Annotated in this window: 15 protein-coding genes; 5 read left to right on the top strand and 10 right to left on the bottom strand. The window is 41.3% G+C overall.

Features of this window, described 5'->3' with window-relative positions; translation table 11 throughout:
- Positions 1 to 17 precede the first annotated feature (17 nt).
- From H1A14_RS07155 to H1A14_RS07130, 6 genes are read right to left on the bottom strand one after another with little or no spacing between them, the layout of a single operon-like run.
- The gene (locus tag H1A14_RS07155) at positions 18 to 1,523 is read right to left on the bottom strand and encodes a sugar ABC transporter ATP-binding protein (RefSeq protein ID WP_194775561.1); all 1,506 of its coding nucleotides are present in this window, start codon (positions 1,521 to 1,523) and stop codon (positions 18 to 20) included.
- Between the two features lie 12 nt (positions 1,524 to 1,535).
- Positions 1,536 to 2,168, bottom strand: a complete 633-nt coding sequence (locus H1A14_RS07150; RefSeq protein ID WP_194775560.1) for a DUF2291 domain-containing protein — start codon at positions 2,166 to 2,168, stop codon at positions 1,536 to 1,538.
- A 5-nt stretch (positions 2,169 to 2,173) separates the two neighbouring features.
- Complete coding sequence (locus H1A14_RS07145; protein WP_194775559.1) at positions 2,174 to 3,112, bottom strand: D-ribose ABC transporter substrate-binding protein; 939 nt, start codon at positions 3,110 to 3,112, stop codon at positions 2,174 to 2,176.
- Positions 3,113 to 3,155: 43 nt separating this feature from the next.
- Positions 3,156 to 4,127: a transketolase family protein gene (locus H1A14_RS07140; protein WP_194775558.1), complete on the bottom strand. Its 972-nt coding sequence runs from the start codon at positions 4,125 to 4,127 to the stop codon at positions 3,156 to 3,158.
- Complete coding sequence (locus H1A14_RS07135; protein WP_228527666.1) at positions 4,124 to 4,999, bottom strand: transketolase; 876 nt, start codon at positions 4,997 to 4,999, stop codon at positions 4,124 to 4,126. The genes H1A14_RS07140 and H1A14_RS07135 overlap by 4 nt, the downstream gene beginning before the upstream one ends.
- Positions 4,992 to 6,419, bottom strand: coding sequence for an L-fucose/L-arabinose isomerase family protein (locus H1A14_RS07130; RefSeq protein WP_194775557.1), 1,428 nt, complete (start codon positions 6,417 to 6,419; stop codon positions 4,992 to 4,994). Before H1A14_RS07130 ends, H1A14_RS07135 begins: the two co-directional genes overlap by 8 nt.
- Before the next feature lie 963 nt (positions 6,420 to 7,382).
- Between H1A14_RS07130 and H1A14_RS07125 the strand changes: the two genes are divergently transcribed.
- The 3 genes from H1A14_RS07125 (at position 7,383) to H1A14_RS07115 (ending at position 9,704) form a co-directional block, all read left to right on the top strand.
- On the top strand, positions 7,383 to 7,679 hold the full coding sequence (locus H1A14_RS07125; RefSeq protein WP_194775556.1) for a type II toxin-antitoxin system HigB family toxin: 297 nt from the start codon (positions 7,383 to 7,385) through the stop codon (positions 7,677 to 7,679).
- A gap of 3 nt (positions 7,680 to 7,682) precedes the next feature.
- Positions 7,683 to 8,042, top strand: coding sequence for a helix-turn-helix domain-containing protein (locus tag H1A14_RS07120; protein WP_194775555.1), 360 nt, complete (start codon positions 7,683 to 7,685; stop codon positions 8,040 to 8,042).
- Positions 8,043 to 8,597: 555 nt separating this feature from the next.
- On the top strand, positions 8,598 to 9,704 hold the full coding sequence (locus tag H1A14_RS07115) for a Fic family protein (RefSeq protein ID WP_194775554.1): 1,107 nt from the start codon (positions 8,598 to 8,600) through the stop codon (positions 9,702 to 9,704).
- A gap of 14 nt (positions 9,705 to 9,718) precedes the next feature.
- On the opposite strand, the gene H1A14_RS07110 is transcribed toward H1A14_RS07115, so the two are convergent.
- Positions 9,719 to 10,033 (bottom strand): hypothetical protein, encoded by a 315-nt coding sequence (locus tag H1A14_RS07110; protein ID WP_194775553.1) that lies wholly within the window; start codon positions 10,031 to 10,033, stop codon positions 9,719 to 9,721.
- Between the two features lie 217 nt (positions 10,034 to 10,250).
- Between H1A14_RS07110 and H1A14_RS07105 the strand changes: the two genes are divergently transcribed.
- Positions 10,251 to 10,706, top strand: coding sequence for a response regulator transcription factor (locus H1A14_RS07105; RefSeq protein ID WP_194775552.1), 456 nt, complete (start codon positions 10,251 to 10,253; stop codon positions 10,704 to 10,706).
- Between the two features lie 107 nt (positions 10,707 to 10,813).
- Positions 10,814 to 11,899 carry a hypothetical protein gene (locus tag H1A14_RS07100; RefSeq protein WP_194775551.1) on the top strand — a complete coding sequence of 362 codons (1,086 nt, stop codon included), beginning with the start codon at positions 10,814 to 10,816 and terminating at the stop codon, positions 11,897 to 11,899.
- A 131-nt stretch (positions 11,900 to 12,030) separates the two neighbouring features.
- Here the strand turns inward: H1A14_RS07100 and H1A14_RS07095 are convergent, their stop codons facing one another.
- The 3 genes from H1A14_RS07095 to H1A14_RS07085 all read right to left on the bottom strand — a co-directional run.
- Complete coding sequence (locus tag H1A14_RS07095) at positions 12,031 to 13,293, bottom strand: McrC family protein (RefSeq protein ID WP_194775550.1); 1,263 nt, start codon at positions 13,291 to 13,293, stop codon at positions 12,031 to 12,033.
- Complete coding sequence (locus tag H1A14_RS07090; RefSeq protein WP_194775549.1) at positions 13,294 to 15,591, bottom strand: AAA family ATPase; 2,298 nt, start codon at positions 15,589 to 15,591, stop codon at positions 13,294 to 13,296.
- Positions 15,592 to 15,647: 56 nt separating this feature from the next.
- On the bottom strand, positions 15,648 to 16,395 hold a 748-nt coding region (locus tag H1A14_RS07085; RefSeq protein ID WP_194775548.1), incomplete at its 5' end, for a DEAD/DEAH box helicase family protein.

Genomic DNA, 16,395 nt, shown 5'->3' with positions numbered 1-16,395 from the left:
GTTAATTTGAGTTGACTTCAAACCGAACGGGGAATGGCCGCTTGAAGGATGTTTTCCTCCTTGGCTTCAGAAATGGGCATTTCGGCGGTAATCACCCCTTCTGCAAAAACCACTACCCGATTTGAAATGGCCAGAATTTCCGGTAACTCTGATGAAACCATGATAATTCCAAGGCCTTTTTTTGCCAGGGCCGTGATGAGTTTATAGATTTCATTCTTGGCATTGACATCGATTCCTCGCGTCGGTTCATCTAGAAGAAGGATTCTTGGATGGGTGGCGAGCCATTTTGAAATGACCACTTTTTGCTGATTTCCACCACTCAGGTTTTTGGCCAGTTGCTTTTTGGAAGATGTTTTTATTCCAAGCTCCCCTATATATTTATCTGCAAGGATGTTTTCTTTCTTTTCACTTAAAATTCCCGCTGTTTCAATTTGATCAAGGACAGTAAGGCTAATGTTGTTTTTTACATTGAGCCCTAAAACCAGCCCATCTTTCTTGCGGTCCTCCGGTACCAAGGCGATTCCTGCCCGGATGGCATCACTTGGATTTTTCAGCGTAATTTGTGTTCCTTCCACGAAAATATCTCCTGTACTGTCTTTGGCATGCATGCCGAAAAGGCTTTCCAAAAACTCTGTCCGACCAGCACCCATCAGGCCAAAAATTCCAAGAATTTCTCCCTTTTTTAAGTGTAGGGAAATGTCCGAAAGCTTTACATTTTTAGATATCCCGGATATTTTAAGGTTTAGGTCCTTGACCAAAAGTAGGTCATCTGTGAAGTTATTGGCAATTGGGTTCCCTACTATTTCCACATTTCTGCCTACCATTTTCCGGATGATATCCTCTTTGTTCACTCCATGCATCTCCCCTGATTCTATGGTCTTCCCATCTCGTAAAACCGTATAGCAGTCTGCTATTTTAAACAGTTCGTTCAGCTTATGGGAAATGTACACAATGGCTTTGTTTTCCTTCCTGAGGTCATCGATGATTCTGAAAAGAATCTCCACCTCATGGTCACTGATGGCTGAAGTTGGTTCATCCATGATGATGACTTCAGCATTGGTAAGTAATGCTTTGGCGATCTCCACTACCTGCTGTTGCCCCACTTTTAACCGATAGACCGGCGTGTCAGGGTTGAGGTCAAGCTTCAGCCTTTGAAGCAATTTTTTGGTTTGCAGCCGCATTTCTTTTTGATTCAGACCACCAAAATAGTGGGTGAGCTCCCTGCCCAAAAAGATATTTTCTGTTATGGTCAATTGGGGAATCAAACTCAATTCCTGATGAATAATGGCAATTCCTGCTTCTTGGGCCTGTCTTGGGTTTAAAAATCGGATGGCATTGCCGTGCAGAAAAATATCGCCTTCATAATCTGCATAAACCCCGGAAAGGATTTTCATCAAGGTGGACTTTCCGGCTCCATTTTCTCCTATGATGGCATTCACCTTTCCCCTATCAATCTCCAGATTGACACGCTCTAAGGCCTTGATGCCTCCGAAATTCTTAGATATGTTTTTGGCTACCAGCATGGGTGAAGGTCCTTATGATGCAATGGAAAGTTTAAGCGGAATAAGCTCGAGGTTGTCCAATGCCAGGAATTTTTGGTTCATCTCCAGCACGCCAATGATTTCGATCAAATCTCCCTCCTGTATGTTTTGAAGAAAGGGAGTCACCACCTGAGCTCTTATCAGCTTATTGATTTCTTCAGAAACTTTATTCAAAGCAGCCGTGCTCTCAAATTCATTGATGTCAATCGCTCCAAAAACATCACGGGCAGCATTTCCATAGATAAATTCCACCGCAAGCATTACCTTATCTGCACCATCCACGTTTACCAGTTGAACAGCAATGGCATTTTCATCTATGGCTCCAATCCTTCCCTGCGCTTTGACTAAAAAATACCTGATATTTCCTATGCTGATGGCATTGCCATATTGTTTGAATGCGCCCTCACTGTCTTCTTGAACTATCCTTAGGAAATATTCCAAATCAACACCACTGTCAAGACCCGGTAAAATCGTCGAATCCCAGTAGGCTTCGGCATAAGCTTGGGCATCAAAGGCAGGCTGCGAACTTGCTTTTTTGTATTCACTTAAAGGCTGAATCGTGACAGAACTATAAACCAGCAAAAACAGCATCCCAATAAAAATGATTATCCTGATCAGTTTCTTCATAAGGATTAGGGTTTGTCGATATAGAATTTGACATTCTCTGAGGTCACGAGTTCGACGGATACAGGCATTTTCTCAGGAAAATCCCTCCTGCCATTCATGTATTCATCCGCAAAGCCAGCAGCCGTTTTGGCCATCAATTCCGGGAACTGCATTCCAGTCGCCTTAATTTTTCCTTCATGGATGGATTGGATGACTTCATAGGCACCATCAAACCCAAAAACTTTTACCCGGTCCGCCATTCCGGCAGCCACCAAGGCTTGATAGGCCCCCATGGCCATCGGGTCATTGCCGCAGAACACCGCATCAATATGCGGCTGTGCCTGAAGAATGGACTCCATGATTTCCATGGATTTATTTCTGTCAAACTCCCCGCTTTGCTGGGCCACCATCACCAATTCCGGATAATTGTCCACTACAGAGTGGAAGCCCATGGACCTGTTCCAGGTATTGTTATCCCCCACCATCCCGATGATTTCCACATATTTGCCTTTTTTATTCAAGCTCTGTACAAAGTTCTTTCCTATGGCCACGCATCCTGAATAACTGTCTGAAAGGATCTGAGAAGTGGCCACTCCCTTGGCATTGACCTCTCTATCCATACAGAAAACCGGAATATCGGCAGCCTTCGCCTTGATGATGTTGGAAATGGAACCATCAGAGTCTGAGGGATTGAAAAGGATGGCGCTGTATCCTGACACAATCACATTTTCGAAATGATCTGCTTCCAAGGCAGTATTGTTCTGGGAATCAAAAATCTTGGCTTCATAGCCCAACAGTTCCGCTTCCCGTACCGCAGATTCGGCAAGCACCACAAACCAGGGATTGTTCAACGTGGAGATGATGACCGCAATTTTCGGAGTACCCGAGGTCTGTTTGTTCTTCCTGCAACCTGAAGAGAAGGTCAGTAGACATGCTGAAAAAAACAAAATCAATCTATACTTCATGATGGCTGGTATTTTGGGGTTCGTCAATAAGGTGCGTGAAAGGTCAATTATCGATCATTTTTAACACTTCTGAAGCAATGCCCTTTTCTGAAATGCCATAATGGTCAAAGATCTCCAACTGTGAGCCTGTTACGGTGTATTCATCAGGAATGCCCAATATTTTAAACTTAGGGGCAAATCCATTTTGCAACAGAAACCCGCTGCAGGCTTCCCCGAGTCCCCCATTGACCATATGTTCTTCGACCGTCAGCATGACAGGAAATTGACCGGCAAGATCTGTCAACAGCTTGGTGTCCAAAGGCTTAAGGGTATGCATGCTTACCACAGCCACTCGTATCCCTTTGGTTTTCTCCAGGTGATCCGCAGCCAGTAAAGCGGGATATACCGTTTCTCCAGTAGCTACTATCACAGCCGCTTTACCATTTCGGACCAACCTACCCTTGCCAATTTCAAAATCCTTGTTTTCTGAAATAAAGGGCATGTTTTTTTTCCCGAAACGGATGTAAAAAGGTTGGGGAGAATGGGCTGCAAACCGAATGGCCATTTCCGTTTCGAAATTATCAGCAGGGGCCACGATGGTGATGTTGTTCACCGCACGCAACGCCGCAAAATCATGTAAACTATGGTGGGTAGTCCCCAAAGCCCCGTAACTTACGCCCGCACTGATGCCGATCAGATTGACCGGATTATCGGAATAGGCCACGTCATTTTTGATCTGCTCAAAAGAACGGGCGGTAAGAAAGCAGGCCGGGGATACTGCAAAAACCTTTTTGCCTGTTGATGCCAATCCGGCGGCAATCCCCACTAAATTTTGTTCAGCAATCCCCACTTCCACGATCTGCTTCGGGAATTTTTCCCCAAAAGGGACCAGTTTGCCTGAACCCCTTGAGTCACTGGTCACCACCACAAGGTTTCTGTCCTCAGCCGCCAGATTTTGTAAAGTGTTGGAAAAGACCTCCAGGTTGGGACTTCCCATTTTTAATTTGGAAGTTTCGGCATTGATCTGACTGTTCATTTGGATTCTAGTTTTTCTAGGGCTGATATTTTTTTATCTAGTTCTTCCTGAGCTTGTTGGTATTGTGCATCATCCGGCACGCCATGGTGCCACTTGACTGAATCCTCCATAAAACTCACTCCTTTGCCTTTGGTGGTATGGGCGATGACCAAATTGGGTTTTCCTGATTCAAAGGGCACATCTTCAAGCGTGGCTTTTATGGAAGCAATGTCGTTTCCGTCCATTTCCCTGACTGCCAAACCAAAAGCCTTGAACTTGTCAAGCAGCGGTTCTACATTCATGACATCTTTATTTCGACCTGTAATTTGAAGTTTATTGTAATCCAGTATCACCACAAGGTTGTCCAAATTGTAATGGGATGCCGCCAGCAGGGCCTCCCAGTTTGATCCTTCCGCCAGCTCCCCATCTCCCAGTAAGGTGAAAACCTTGAAATCGGCTTCATCCATTTTTCCGGCCAAAGCAGTTCCTACACTCAGGGCAAGACCGTGACCCAATGCCCCGGTGTTCTGCTCCACGCCAGGCACTTTTCGGGTAGGATGTCCAATGAAATGGGATTGGTACTGACAGAGGGTTTCCAGTTCAGATTCAGGAAAAAAACCCTGATCTGCCAAGACCACATACAGGGCTTCCACGGAATGCCCTTTACTTTGGATATACCGGTCCCGGTTGTTGTCCGAAAAATTTTGTGGGGAAACATGGAGGATTTGGTTGTAGAGTACGTTCAGGATATCGATGCAGGAAAGACTCCCTCCCGTATGTCCGGCGGAGGCATGCTTGATGTATTTCAAAATCTTTTTTCGGTATTCGAGAGATTTGCGTTCTAAGTCCGGTACACACATCGCGCTTTTGGTTAAATTGTTTTTACTATCCATGCTTATACACCTCCCAACCCATGTAATTTTCTAAAGCTTCCTGAAGGATATGGGCAGAATGAGAGGCATTCATGACCACATGGTGTTCAAAACCATTTTTGCACACATACTTCATAAGCTCCTGAAGATGAGGTATTTTTGCAACTGCACGGTTTCCGAAAGTTTTCAATTCATCATCTGTCAACACGCCTTCACCGATGTATGCCTTGATCTTGCCTTTGCTATCATCTGTGGAAATCCTACCATAAGTGAGGTTCGATGCCGGAGTCCTGCCATCGAGTGCGCCATAGGTGTTTTCCTCACCCACTGAGGTGCCCAATATGGGCGCTGTACTGATTTGGATATCCGGCAGGAATGATTTCGCCCAGTTACCGCAATGAAACAACACACACTTCTCCTCATCATCCGCATAGTTGTTGTTCCAATCCACCAAAGCGGATGGCGAACCCGAAGCCAACTGCATGGCATACATGGTGAGCGTGCCGGTAACATCCACTTCACAGGCACTGGGTTGCATGTTTTCACTCATCATGCTCATGCTGGTACAGACATTGCAACCATAATTCTGCTGTACCGAAGTCCAACATTGAATGGCCGTAGCATCCAAAGCGTTTTCGGTGATGAAATCATGGAGCACAAGATCCATCTTGGCGATTTGAAAGAGGGCCGAATCAGGGGTTCTGCCAATGGAGGCGTAGGATTTGATCAAGTCAATCCGTTCTTTCACTTCTTGGGCTTTATTGTCCAGTTTGTTGGCTTTGCCAATGATTTCCGACAAATCCACCGTGACCACAGAAACCCCGTTGTGTTGCAGTAATTTTTCGCTGTACCGCACGGTATTAAACCCTCCTGGCCTGGCCCCGATGGCCCCTATTCGGGCATTTCTCAGCCCCTTCACTACCCGACATACCCCTACAAAATCACTGAGGTCTTGCCTAAAAGCCGCGTCAGATGGCGCAATGACATGTTTTTGGGTCAGAGAATATTTGATGCCAAACTGGTACAAATTGTTGCAGACGGATATTTTGCCACACCATGCATCCCGTCTTCGGGCCACATCCAACTTATTGAGGTCATCGGGATAGCCCTGAATTAACACCGGAACATGGAGTCCTGCCATTTTGAGTGTTTCTGCCACGCCCCTTTCATCGCCAAAATTGGGCAGGACAACAAGCACCCCCATGATCTCGGCTTTGTGGTCGGCGAAGAGCTTGGCGCATTTCGTGGCATCCAGAAAAGTCTCCACCCCACCCAATTTGGTGTCTGTGTCTTCTAAAAGTATAGGCTTGATGTTTGCCTTCTCCAGTACCTCGAGGATTTCCTTTCTGGCCTCGGACACCAGGCTATCAGGAAAGAAATCCCGGTTGCCGATGATCACCCCCAGGGTAATTTGTGTTTGGGTTTTCCCTTTAAACAACATGTTCAGGTTTTTATTATGGGTTATTATTTCTATTATGTTTCCTAATCAACAATTAAAGCAAATAAACGAAAAAATACGAAAATAAAAAAAAGTTTGGAACCCTGATTTCCGAAGCCCATAACCTTTGAGGTTTCCCGAACCTCGAAGGTTTTTTTGCCAAAACGACACTAAGGCACAAAGGTTTGTAATTAAGAAAATGGCACGCTGATGGAGCTGATTCACTCGAAGGTTTTTTTGCCACGAAGCCACGAATGCACACGAATTTTTTACTTCCCTATTACCGTCACGCTGAGCGGAGCGAAGCATGACACGCTCATTTACCGTCACTCTGAGCGGAGCGAAGAGTCTTCGTCTTTCGGAGCGAAACTTCTCTGTATTTCCGGAGAGATGCTTGCCCGACCATAAGGTAGGCCTATCGACCTTATGGCGGGCCTGTTCAACCTTATAGCGGGCATGCCCGACCTTAAGGGCGGGCTTCGGCAGGCTCAGCATGACGCTATTGTGAGGTCCACTATAAGTAATTCGATACTATATTATAACCTCACTCCGAGAGGAGCGAGGCATGACACGCTCATTTACCGTCACTCTGAGCGGAGCGAAGAGTCTTCGTTCTTTCGGAGCACAACTTCCCCGTATTTCCGGAAAGATCCCTGCCCGACCATAAGGTAGGCCTGTCCGACCTTTGGGCGGGCCTGCCCGACCTTAAGGGCGGGCTTCGGCAGGTTCAGCATGACGTCATAGATTGATCAGTGCCCATCCCCCAAATCTACGTAATCTACGCTCCAATAAGTTCATGCAGTTGACCCCTCGGGATACCGATCGATCTTTCATGTTTACCAATGATGAAATAGCTCCGAAATTTGTATTGGGATTTATTTTAAAATCTGTTCAAAATCTTCGTAGTTAATTTTATTAATTGTAATTTTATTACAGATTTCAAAACTTGTTGGATATTTAAAATCAATGCGAATCGTCACATTTAAACGAATTCAGGAATTTTCGGAAAAACATGCAGATGCTGAGATTCCGTTAAGATTCTGGTATTCGATGACAAGTAAGAAAGATTGGTCCTCAATAAATGATATCAAAAACGATTTCAATTCGGTAGACTATGTAGGAAACCACCGCTTTGTTTTCAATATCAAAGGCAACAAATACCGTCTTGTTGCCATTATTTCCTTCAAGGCAAAGAAGGTGTATATCCGATTTATTGGTACCCATGCTGATTATGACAAAATAAAAAACATCCAAAATATCTAAGCCATGATCAAATCAGAAAAAGACTATCAAGCCATTGTGGAGAGAGTTGAGGAGCTGCTCTCCGTTCCGGATAACATTGACAATCCAGAGGCCAAAGGATATGTGGAACTGAATTTATTGTCCGACTTGGTAGCGGACTATGAAGAAATGCATCATCCCGTCCAACCGCCCACTCTGGCGGAGGCAATCAGACTTAGGATGCAGGAACGGGGATTGACCCAAAAAGCACTTTCTGAATATTTGGGAGTCAGTACTTCAAGAATCAGTGAATACCTCAATGGCAAAAGCGAACCCACCCTGAAGGTGGCAAGGGAAATAAGCAGAAAATTAGATATTGAAGCAGCCATTGTTTTGGGCGTCTGAGTATTCAAATAAGTTCACACAGAAGACTTTAATCCAGCTGATTGTACCCTTTGAGGTTCCCGAACCTCGAAGGTTTTTTTGCCACAAAGGCACTAAGGCACAAAGAGATTTAGGATTTTTGATTTACGATTTACGATTGAATTAAGAATTTTGAAATAGATTATGGATGTAGACCTCATAAGTGTACCATCGTTCAATGAACTGCGCGGTGGGTTGCCGGAAAACCGGGCGTGCGTCGGGCCTTGTGGGTGGAAGGTTTTTTCCCGGCTTGATTTTTTCCAGCATGCTGTGCTGCTGACAGGGGTTACTTTCCCGCCTACTGTACGGCCGGCAGGTTGATCAAGGAAAAAGTAACAGAGGAAATAAGGGGAAATAGAGATTTAAGCAAACTATTAAAATATAGGTCTTTAATCCAATTACAATAGTTGTAATTTTAAACATCCCCCAAATCCGGGACACCTGCGTTCCAACCTCGGGAACAATTGAGCCAATTATAATCTCTATTTGGCTCATAAATTACCTATATTTGAGCCGATTAAGATATGTAATTGGCTCATGACCTACAACTGGCAACACAAAGACTGGCCTGATTTCCGATATGACCTGGAAACACTGCAACCCATTTTCATGGATTTTGCCTTGGAATGGGCGGAAGTGAACGGGATGGAGAAAGGGCTTTCAAGTGAATTGGAGGAAGAGGCATTGATCCATATCATGGTGTCAGAGGCCATCAAATCATCGGCCATAGAAGGAGCGTTTTATAGCAGAGAGGATGTCATGTCCTCCATTAAAAATAAGCTGGGTCTGAGTGAAACACCTTTGGCAGTTAAAGACCGGAATGCAGCAGGCATCTCGCACTTGATGGTGGAAGTCCGGACAAATTTTCAAGAACCAATGAGTCAGGACTTGCTTAAAAACTGGCATGCCACCTTGTTTGCCCATGCGAAAAACATGGTTATCGGAGATTGGAGAAAGGGAGATGCATCCATGCAGGTGGTTTCTGGTCCGTTGGGGAGAGAACAGGTGCATTATGAAGCGCCACCCGCGAACCGCGTTCCAAAAGAGATGGAAGAATTTATTGAATGGTACAACCATTTCAAGACACCCACCAAAGATCCCATTGCCTCTGCCCTGCTGAAGTATGCCATTGCCCATCTCTATTTTGAATCCATTCATCCTTTTGAAGACGGGAATGGGAGAATCGGAAGGGCCATTGCGGAGAAAGCCCTGGCCCAGGGTGTAAGCAAACCGGTCCTATTGAGTATTTCCAAAACCATCGAAGCGGATAAAAACAGGTATTACCAGATGCTGAAAGAGGCGCAGCGCACTTTGGAGATCACCGACTGGATTGCATACTTTGCCGAGGTCATTCTCACTGCCCAGCGGGAAGCCAAAGGAATGGTGGATTTCCTTTTGAAAAAGGCCAAATACTTTGATAAATACAGAAACCTCCTTGAACCACGTCAGCTTAAGGTCTTAGAAAAAATGTTTGTTGCCGGCCCTGAGGGCTTTACGGGTGGGATGAGTGCCAAAAAGTACATGTCCATCACCCAGGTTTCCAAAGCCACCGCCACCAGGGATCTGCAATACCTCCTTCACCACGGCCTCCTCACCCAACAGGGCGCAGGAAGGTCGGTAAGGTATGAATTGAATTTGGCTTAAAAATCCCACGCTCATTAACCTTTGAGGTTTCCAAAACCTTGAAGGTTTTTTTGCCACGAATGCACGAATGCACACGAATTTTTTACTCCCCTATTACCGTCACTCCGAGCGGAGCGAAGCATGACACGCTCATTTACCGTCACTCTGAGCGGAGCGAAGAGTCTTCGACTTTCGGAGCGAAACTTCTCCGTATTTCCAAAGAGATGCTTGCCCGACCCTAAGGTAGGCCTACCGACCTTATGGTGGGCCTGTCCGACCTTTGGGGGGGGCCTGCCCGACCATAAGGGCGGACTTCGGCAGGCTTCTACCTGAAGGTAGACAGGCAGCATGACGCCATAGATTGATCTATCGAAGAATACTCCAAACTTCCCTAAAAAATACCATGAATTGGGTATTTTTTTAGTCGGTTAAAAACAATAATTTTAGTCCAACTGATTCATGTGGGTGTAAAGCGGGTGAAGCGGGATTCGGGATCCAAAGAGGCTGAATAACATGGGTTTGAGATTTTTTTATCCTATTCGGTTGATTCAACAAATCTCTGCTTATATGAAATCTTTTCTCCCATTTAAGATCAACCCAATCAAGTTCCATGATTGGGTGCTCCACAGCCATATTTTGGTATTCGGGGCATTGCAGTATGTGATTTTCGTGGAGATCGGTCCCCTACTCCAGTGGAACATGTCCTTCTACGGCTTGTATGCCCTGATGCTTTTGGGTTTTGGGATTTTCTGGATCTATGCCCGATCGATCCATAGGGCCTACCAAAAAGCCACCGCTTCCCAATCCAAAACCAACCTAGCAGAAGCCGCCCTACAGGCCAAACTCAAAACCCTCTCCCGCAAAGAAAAAGAAGTCCTCCAACTGATCCTCCAAAACAAAAGCAACAAAGCAATCTGCGAACTCCTTTTTATCGAACAGAGCACCCTCAAGTCTCATATCAACCACATCTATCAGAAGATGGAAGTCAGCAAAAGACAGGAGATAATGGCCCTTTTTGGATAATGGAACGGGGTGGAGAGAAAAATCAACCTTTTTTGGGACTGTAGTTAATTGAGATTAAACTGTAATAATATTAGGTTTAATTAAAAAATAAAAGATAATAAAGTATTATGAAAAAACTTGTTCTTAGTATTGGAATACTATTCTACTCATATTTTTCATTTGCAGAATCTGAATGTGAAAAATCATTAAATTTTGTTTTTAATAGCTACAACGTCAGTTCGGATATTCAATATATCCAGACTCTTTATGAATTATTTGAATTAGACGAAAGTAGTTACGAAAATAAAAGAGAAAACACTTCTTTAAAGATTTTTCTTCCTGAATATGGGTCTGCTGATTACCGGAAAAAGAAGGCTGAAATAAAAGAGTATAATAAAAAAAGCCAAAGCATAACGAACTTCAGTCTCTCCTATTCCGATCATTATAGATTAATTGAATCGAGTGTAAGTGATGCAGTAAGAATTAAACATTTAGAAACATTTGCTCAATGTCATCAGATAAATAACAATACTCCATACTTTCGTCTTTTAAACAATTCTAAAGATGAATCAAGTTTAATTTTAAAATTACCAATTGATAGTTATAGACAGGGCAAAAAAACAAAAATTAGAAGCATACAATTATCTAATGGGCTTCAGGTTAAAGATAATAGAACTTTATATGTTGGACAAAAATTAGAGTATGGCGAAGATCATTCATTTATTTTGGCTAGAAGCAAAGATGACCTTCAATTTATTTCTATTAATCTAAAAAAAGAAAGAGCAATTCATCAAACGATACCAAAATTCTGTGTGCCAATTTGTGAGTTAAAATGGATGTCTACGGATGCTAATGGAGTTATTCTTCAACTTAAAACCCATGAAATACATGTTCCTCCAGGTGAGGACTCTAAGTATGAAGGCAAACAAAAATTTCCATTTAGGGGAAGAAGTAAAAAATATTTCGCTATTCCCGGTACCTCTGAAGGCCTCATTAATCTAGATATACCTAATGAAAATCACCAAATTAAACAAATAACTTACCAAATGATTTCAAGTGGTGGATTGAATTCGGAAACAAACCACATACGAGTGATTGATAATCAATATTATTTGTATTACAAAGTGAATTCTTCAGTTGCTGCACCTATAACATTAAGATATAGTGTTTTATATGATCAAGCGAGAATTGTTTGTGATAAAATCTGCGACTAAAAAAATTAATCGTTTACACTTTTTTTAAATAGGTGTTCAAGTTTATCCTTAAATACCTATTTTCATTTTAAATTTATGACTCTAGATTTTTCTTCACAGAGTGGTAATTTCATAAAATACCATCAACGGGATTAAGTCATACCTACCCATACGAAAAACCTCTCCCCAATCCCATCCTGCCACTTCTTCACATCCTCACCAACTGGCAAAAAAATCAATGAGCATTCTATTGAAGAATCTTTAGATTGATCAATTTCTACGTACTTGCCTGAAATACCATTTAATTCTCCCGGATAAACCAAGGCTACTTTCTCAGCTTCAAAATAATGATGATAAGCATACATCTGACGGATATCTTTTACGGAAGGTCGATTGTCTGAAAGTAACTTCCATTTAGTGTCAAGAACATATTTGGATTTACCGACTTCAATTAGGATATCCGGTCTAATGGTTCTTCTTGGTCCTGTGGATGGACTCCAGAAATATTTCCTTTTTTGGGTATGGACTTTAAAGCCTTTTTGCTTTCTCAAACTTATCGCTACAAACTGTTCCCAAAGTTCATTCATGTCAAACATCAATGCTAGTACATGATTTCTACCTTTACTGAGGTCAGGATGATAATGTAAAAGCAAAAGTCTGGAAATCTGAAATGCTTTTTGGTAGCTCTGAGACTTTCTGTTAAGGATAATTTTTTCAAAAAAGGATTCACTAACCTTGATATCCGGCATTTCAGGGAAATGTAGTAACAAAGCCCCTATCCTACTGTGCAGCGCTGAATTGGTATTGATCAACTTAAGCAGCCGCAGTGTCTTGTAAAGAATATAATGCAGTGTATGTGACACATCATAAACGGTATGCTTGACAAAGAAGCGTTCCTGATGCACCAGATTATATTGGATATGCTTACCAAACTGCAAACTTCCTTTTAAGGCATTTACATTACCTTTTACCTTTCTGTATTTCTTGATCAAACCTGCATGGAGCAAGAATTCCACTTCCTTGATAAAAAGCTCAAAATACATGTCAAGGATGGTGTTGGATTTCAGGCTGAGATTACTTGAACTGGGTGTTTGAACATCAAAACCATTCACTGCTTTGAGCATTCCCAAAAGTATTTTTTGCCATTTGGCAGTTTCTAATAAAGTAACTTTCCCTGGTTTATCAGACTTAGGTAGCACTTCAATTAAAGTATTTCCCACTTGAATTACTCCTACAAATTCCTTGAAGCGAATTCCATTATGAATCAGGTCAAAGTATGGAATACCCTTTTCTCCATAAAAGCGCTGACAAGCTACAAGCACATCAACATCAAATTTTCCGTTATTGGGAAATTCTTGATCAAGCTTAATTGACTGATGTTCAAAAACAGTGATATAGTTTCTTGCAGTATTCAATTATTTCATTAATTCTATTATGGCATCTTTAAATTCTTCATTATCCATCTTTGCAAGGTTCTTTAATCGGTAAATTCTTCTTTCAGAAAATCCATCATCGCTGTAATCAAAGAATTCTTTAAACTTAACCTCTAATTCAATTTCATTTTCAAAGAATTTTTGGCCAAGGATCAACCCTATCTTACCATAATCCCCAAAAAAGTATTCCTGAAGTAGCGGGATAATTTTATTTTGAAAAGCTGATTTCAATTGATCCAGGCTATAAACATTGATCAAATAGCTATGACCTATTTGATGATCTTTGTCTAATAGCTTTTCAATTCTTTTGTTAATAATATCCAATAGCATTGATAGGTCAATTCCATTGAATTTGACAACTTTATCTAAGACTTTTTCCATTTCTGTCGGATGAAAGGTAGCCTCTTCGATCAATTTGCGCTCTCCATATTCTCTGTATTTTGTCTCATTCTGAATTTCCAATCCAAGAAGATTCCGGAGGTCCTTTTCATAATTATCATATGTAGATTTTGATGGCCCATACCTACCTACATTTGCTGCCCAAAATCTACTCAAAACTTCATATGGCGATAACAATTCCGGCTTCGGAGCCATCTCTTCAAATGTAAACCTTCTTCTCAATGCGGCATCCAACGCTTCTACGCTTCTATCTGCGGTATTCATGGTGCCAATGATATAGAGATTAGCAGGTACTCCAAACAAATCTTTGCTGTAAGGAAGCTTAACCTTTAGCTCTTCTGGAGAGCCTAATCTCTTATCCTCTTCAATTAGAGTGATTAATTCACCAAAAATCTGGGAAACATTTCCTCTATTAATTTCATCAATGATTATAACAAACGGTTTACCTATAGAATTTTTAAAATTCGTTTGGTTTTTAACAACTTCGAGCTTTTCCTCAAAAGTAAAATTCCTCGTATTGCTTTTTTGGGAATTTACCTTTCCTTCCTTCCTAATAGCATTTAACACTGACCAATAAGCGGAAGAATTGCTGCCACCTATAATTTCTCTAAAATAATCATTAATGTTATTAACATCATTTAAACTTTTTATTGCCGAATTGAGCTTGCTCAATCTCGCCTTAGAAACTGTATATGTTCTAGAACCTTCAGGATGTTTGACAATAAAATTTCCTTGAGGAGATATACTTTCTACAATTAATTTCCCACCACTTTTTGACTCAAACTCGACTGGTTTTCCTTGAAGAATCTTTTCTTGAATAGTTTCTGAAAAATTATCATATAGAACTGAAAAATCCAGGACTTCTCCTGCCTCTTTAGAATCTCCAACTTGAATTCCATCAAATGCAGCTTCTATACATAGCTTTCTGAAAATACCAAGTTCAATTTTATAGATAACAGGATCCCCATCCTTTTCCGGCTCCTGAGGTTTAATCCCTTCAATAAAATCCTCATAACTCATGCTTTGGTGAAAAGTCGTAAAGACGATCTGTCCATTTTTTACCAATCGATTATATTCTTCCTTTATTACGTCTCTAGGTTGCGAAAAATCGAATTTTGGGTTTATAATTTTTATTGCTTTTTCAATCGTACAATAGGTTTTTCCTGTACCAGGAGGACCATATAAGATGGAATTTTTGCTTACAGAACTTTCAAATGCTTTGTTTTCTGCATCAATATTCTTTTTATCATTCTTAATACTTATTTCTTTTGCTGGATAATCCAACTCCAACCTTTCTTTTAGCTTCATTTGTTGATTTTCGAATTCAGCGTCTGAAATTTGATCAGCAAAAAAAGCAGGGTGGGCTTCCTTAATTTTTGATATTTCATTGTTTACTATTGGAATTAATGTTTCCAAATCTTGAAAAACATCAACCATTAAATCATCCAGTTTTTCATAAGAATCTTTTCTACTCTTTGTTTTGTAGTTGTGGATTTTCTGTTTTCGATTGCTCGTTTTTTTCAACCCTATTTTTTCTTGAACTTTTGGCTCAATTCCCTTAATTAACCCCAATGCCCATTTGTTTTGGTCATTATGAGGAGATGTGGTTTGATTGAACTCTATACTATAGCCAAGTTTGGTACCACCCTTAACATAAGAAAAGAATACATTGATTAAATCCCCAGCAGAACCAGGATAACCGACTTTTATATTCCATAATGTGGTTCCAAAATACTTTCCATTTTCGGTACCAATAAAAAAATCCTTTTCAGCACCTTTTGAAGCCTTTAACCTGACTGAAAAGTTGTAACGGTTGTCTTCATTTCTTTTTTTTAAAAAGGCTTCATAAACAGATTTTTCGTAATCATGATAGTTCAGCATAGCAATTAATTTTTATAATAACTCACCTTTCGACTCCCAATAAAATTATTGGACTCTCAGTTTCTGATTTCTAAGTCGACCATTAACTTTCCGATCATATGCATTTGAATTATCGAATCAGCAAAGTAGACAGGACTCAATTGCAGCCGTCTTGCGTTTTGTGTTCTCAAAAATAGTTTGATTACAGCCGCAGAAGTAAGTGTCTTTCCTGTTCCGGTTGCCATTTCAAAAAGGAATCTGTCTTTTCCTTCTGCAACAGCACCTTGCAAAGCCTGAATGGCTTTGAGTTGATAATGCCTTAAAAATCTTAGACCTTTTGACCAGATAAAATCTTTGCTTGCTTCAATACTTCCGTTCCATTCAGGTCTTTCCGCAAAGTCGGGCATTTGAACTTTAACAATGTAGTCAACCGCAACTTCTTCGTTTGCAAGTATATTTCTGTCAGGATTCCAGTTTTTGATTGCTCCAATTTCCTCAGGTGAAGGAAATTTGTAAATGGGTTTTGAATTTCCTTTTGTTGAGTCCCAAAAGTAGTGAACAATGCCATTAGAGAGAATTACATATCTCGCACCAACAGTCTTTGCGTATTTTCTTGCCTGTTCTTTGGCTACTAGAGGATGAAGGCTTTCCTTTTTTGCTTCAAGAACACATATCGACTTATTATCACTGTCAGTGAGCAAAAAGTCTAAAGACCCATTTTTTGTTTTCTCATAGTCATTGCCCCATGCGTCAATCTCTTGCTGTGTAATTTTCACATGATTTTCAAGCAGGATGTTTGCTTTTCCTTCCTCATTGTCAAAGAAT

It is taken from the genome of Pararhodonellum marinum (genome assembly GCF_015354735.1).
GTDB lineage: Bacteria > Bacteroidota > Bacteroidia > Cytophagales > Cyclobacteriaceae > Pararhodonellum > Pararhodonellum marinum.
The sequence above is the reverse complement of the archived record's forward strand: the minus strand, read 5'-3'. Positions and strand labels throughout refer to the sequence as shown.

Excerpts from the sequence above, each read along its gene's own strand:
- H1A14_RS07155 (WP_194775561.1), bottom strand. The coding sequence starts at position 1,523 with ATGCTGGTAGCCAAAAACATATCTAAGAATTTCGGAGGCATCAAGGCC.
- H1A14_RS07150 (WP_194775560.1), bottom strand. The coding sequence starts at position 2,168 with ATGAAGAAACTGATCAGGATAATCATTTTTATTGGGATGCTGTTTTTG.
- H1A14_RS07145 (WP_194775559.1), bottom strand. The coding sequence starts at position 3,112 with ATGAAGTATAGATTGATTTTGTTTTTTTCAGCATGTCTACTGACCTTC.
- H1A14_RS07140 (WP_194775558.1), bottom strand. The coding sequence starts at position 4,127 with ATGAACAGTCAGATCAATGCCGAAACTTCCAAATTAAAAATGGGAAGT.
- H1A14_RS07135 (WP_228527666.1), bottom strand. The coding sequence starts at position 4,999 with ATGGATAGTAAAAACAATTTAACCAAAAGCGCGATGTGTGTACCGGAC.
- H1A14_RS07130 (WP_194775557.1), bottom strand. The coding sequence starts at position 6,419 with ATGTTGTTTAAAGGGAAAACCCAAACACAAATTACCCTGGGGGTGATC.
- H1A14_RS07125 (WP_194775556.1), top strand. The coding sequence starts at position 7,383 with ATGCGAATCGTCACATTTAAACGAATTCAGGAATTTTCGGAAAAACAT.
- H1A14_RS07120 (WP_194775555.1), top strand. The coding sequence starts at position 7,683 with ATGATCAAATCAGAAAAAGACTATCAAGCCATTGTGGAGAGAGTTGAG.
- H1A14_RS07115 (WP_194775554.1), top strand. The coding sequence starts at position 8,598 with ATGACCTACAACTGGCAACACAAAGACTGGCCTGATTTCCGATATGAC.
- H1A14_RS07110 (WP_194775553.1), bottom strand. The coding sequence starts at position 10,033 with ATGCTGCCTGTCTACCTTCAGGTAGAAGCCTGCCGAAGTCCGCCCTTA.
- H1A14_RS07105 (WP_194775552.1), top strand. The coding sequence starts at position 10,251 with ATGAAATCTTTTCTCCCATTTAAGATCAACCCAATCAAGTTCCATGAT.
- H1A14_RS07100 (WP_194775551.1), top strand. The coding sequence starts at position 10,814 with ATGAAAAAACTTGTTCTTAGTATTGGAATACTATTCTACTCATATTTT.
- H1A14_RS07090 (WP_194775549.1), bottom strand. The coding sequence starts at position 15,591 with ATGCTGAACTATCATGATTACGAAAAATCTGTTTATGAAGCCTTTTTA.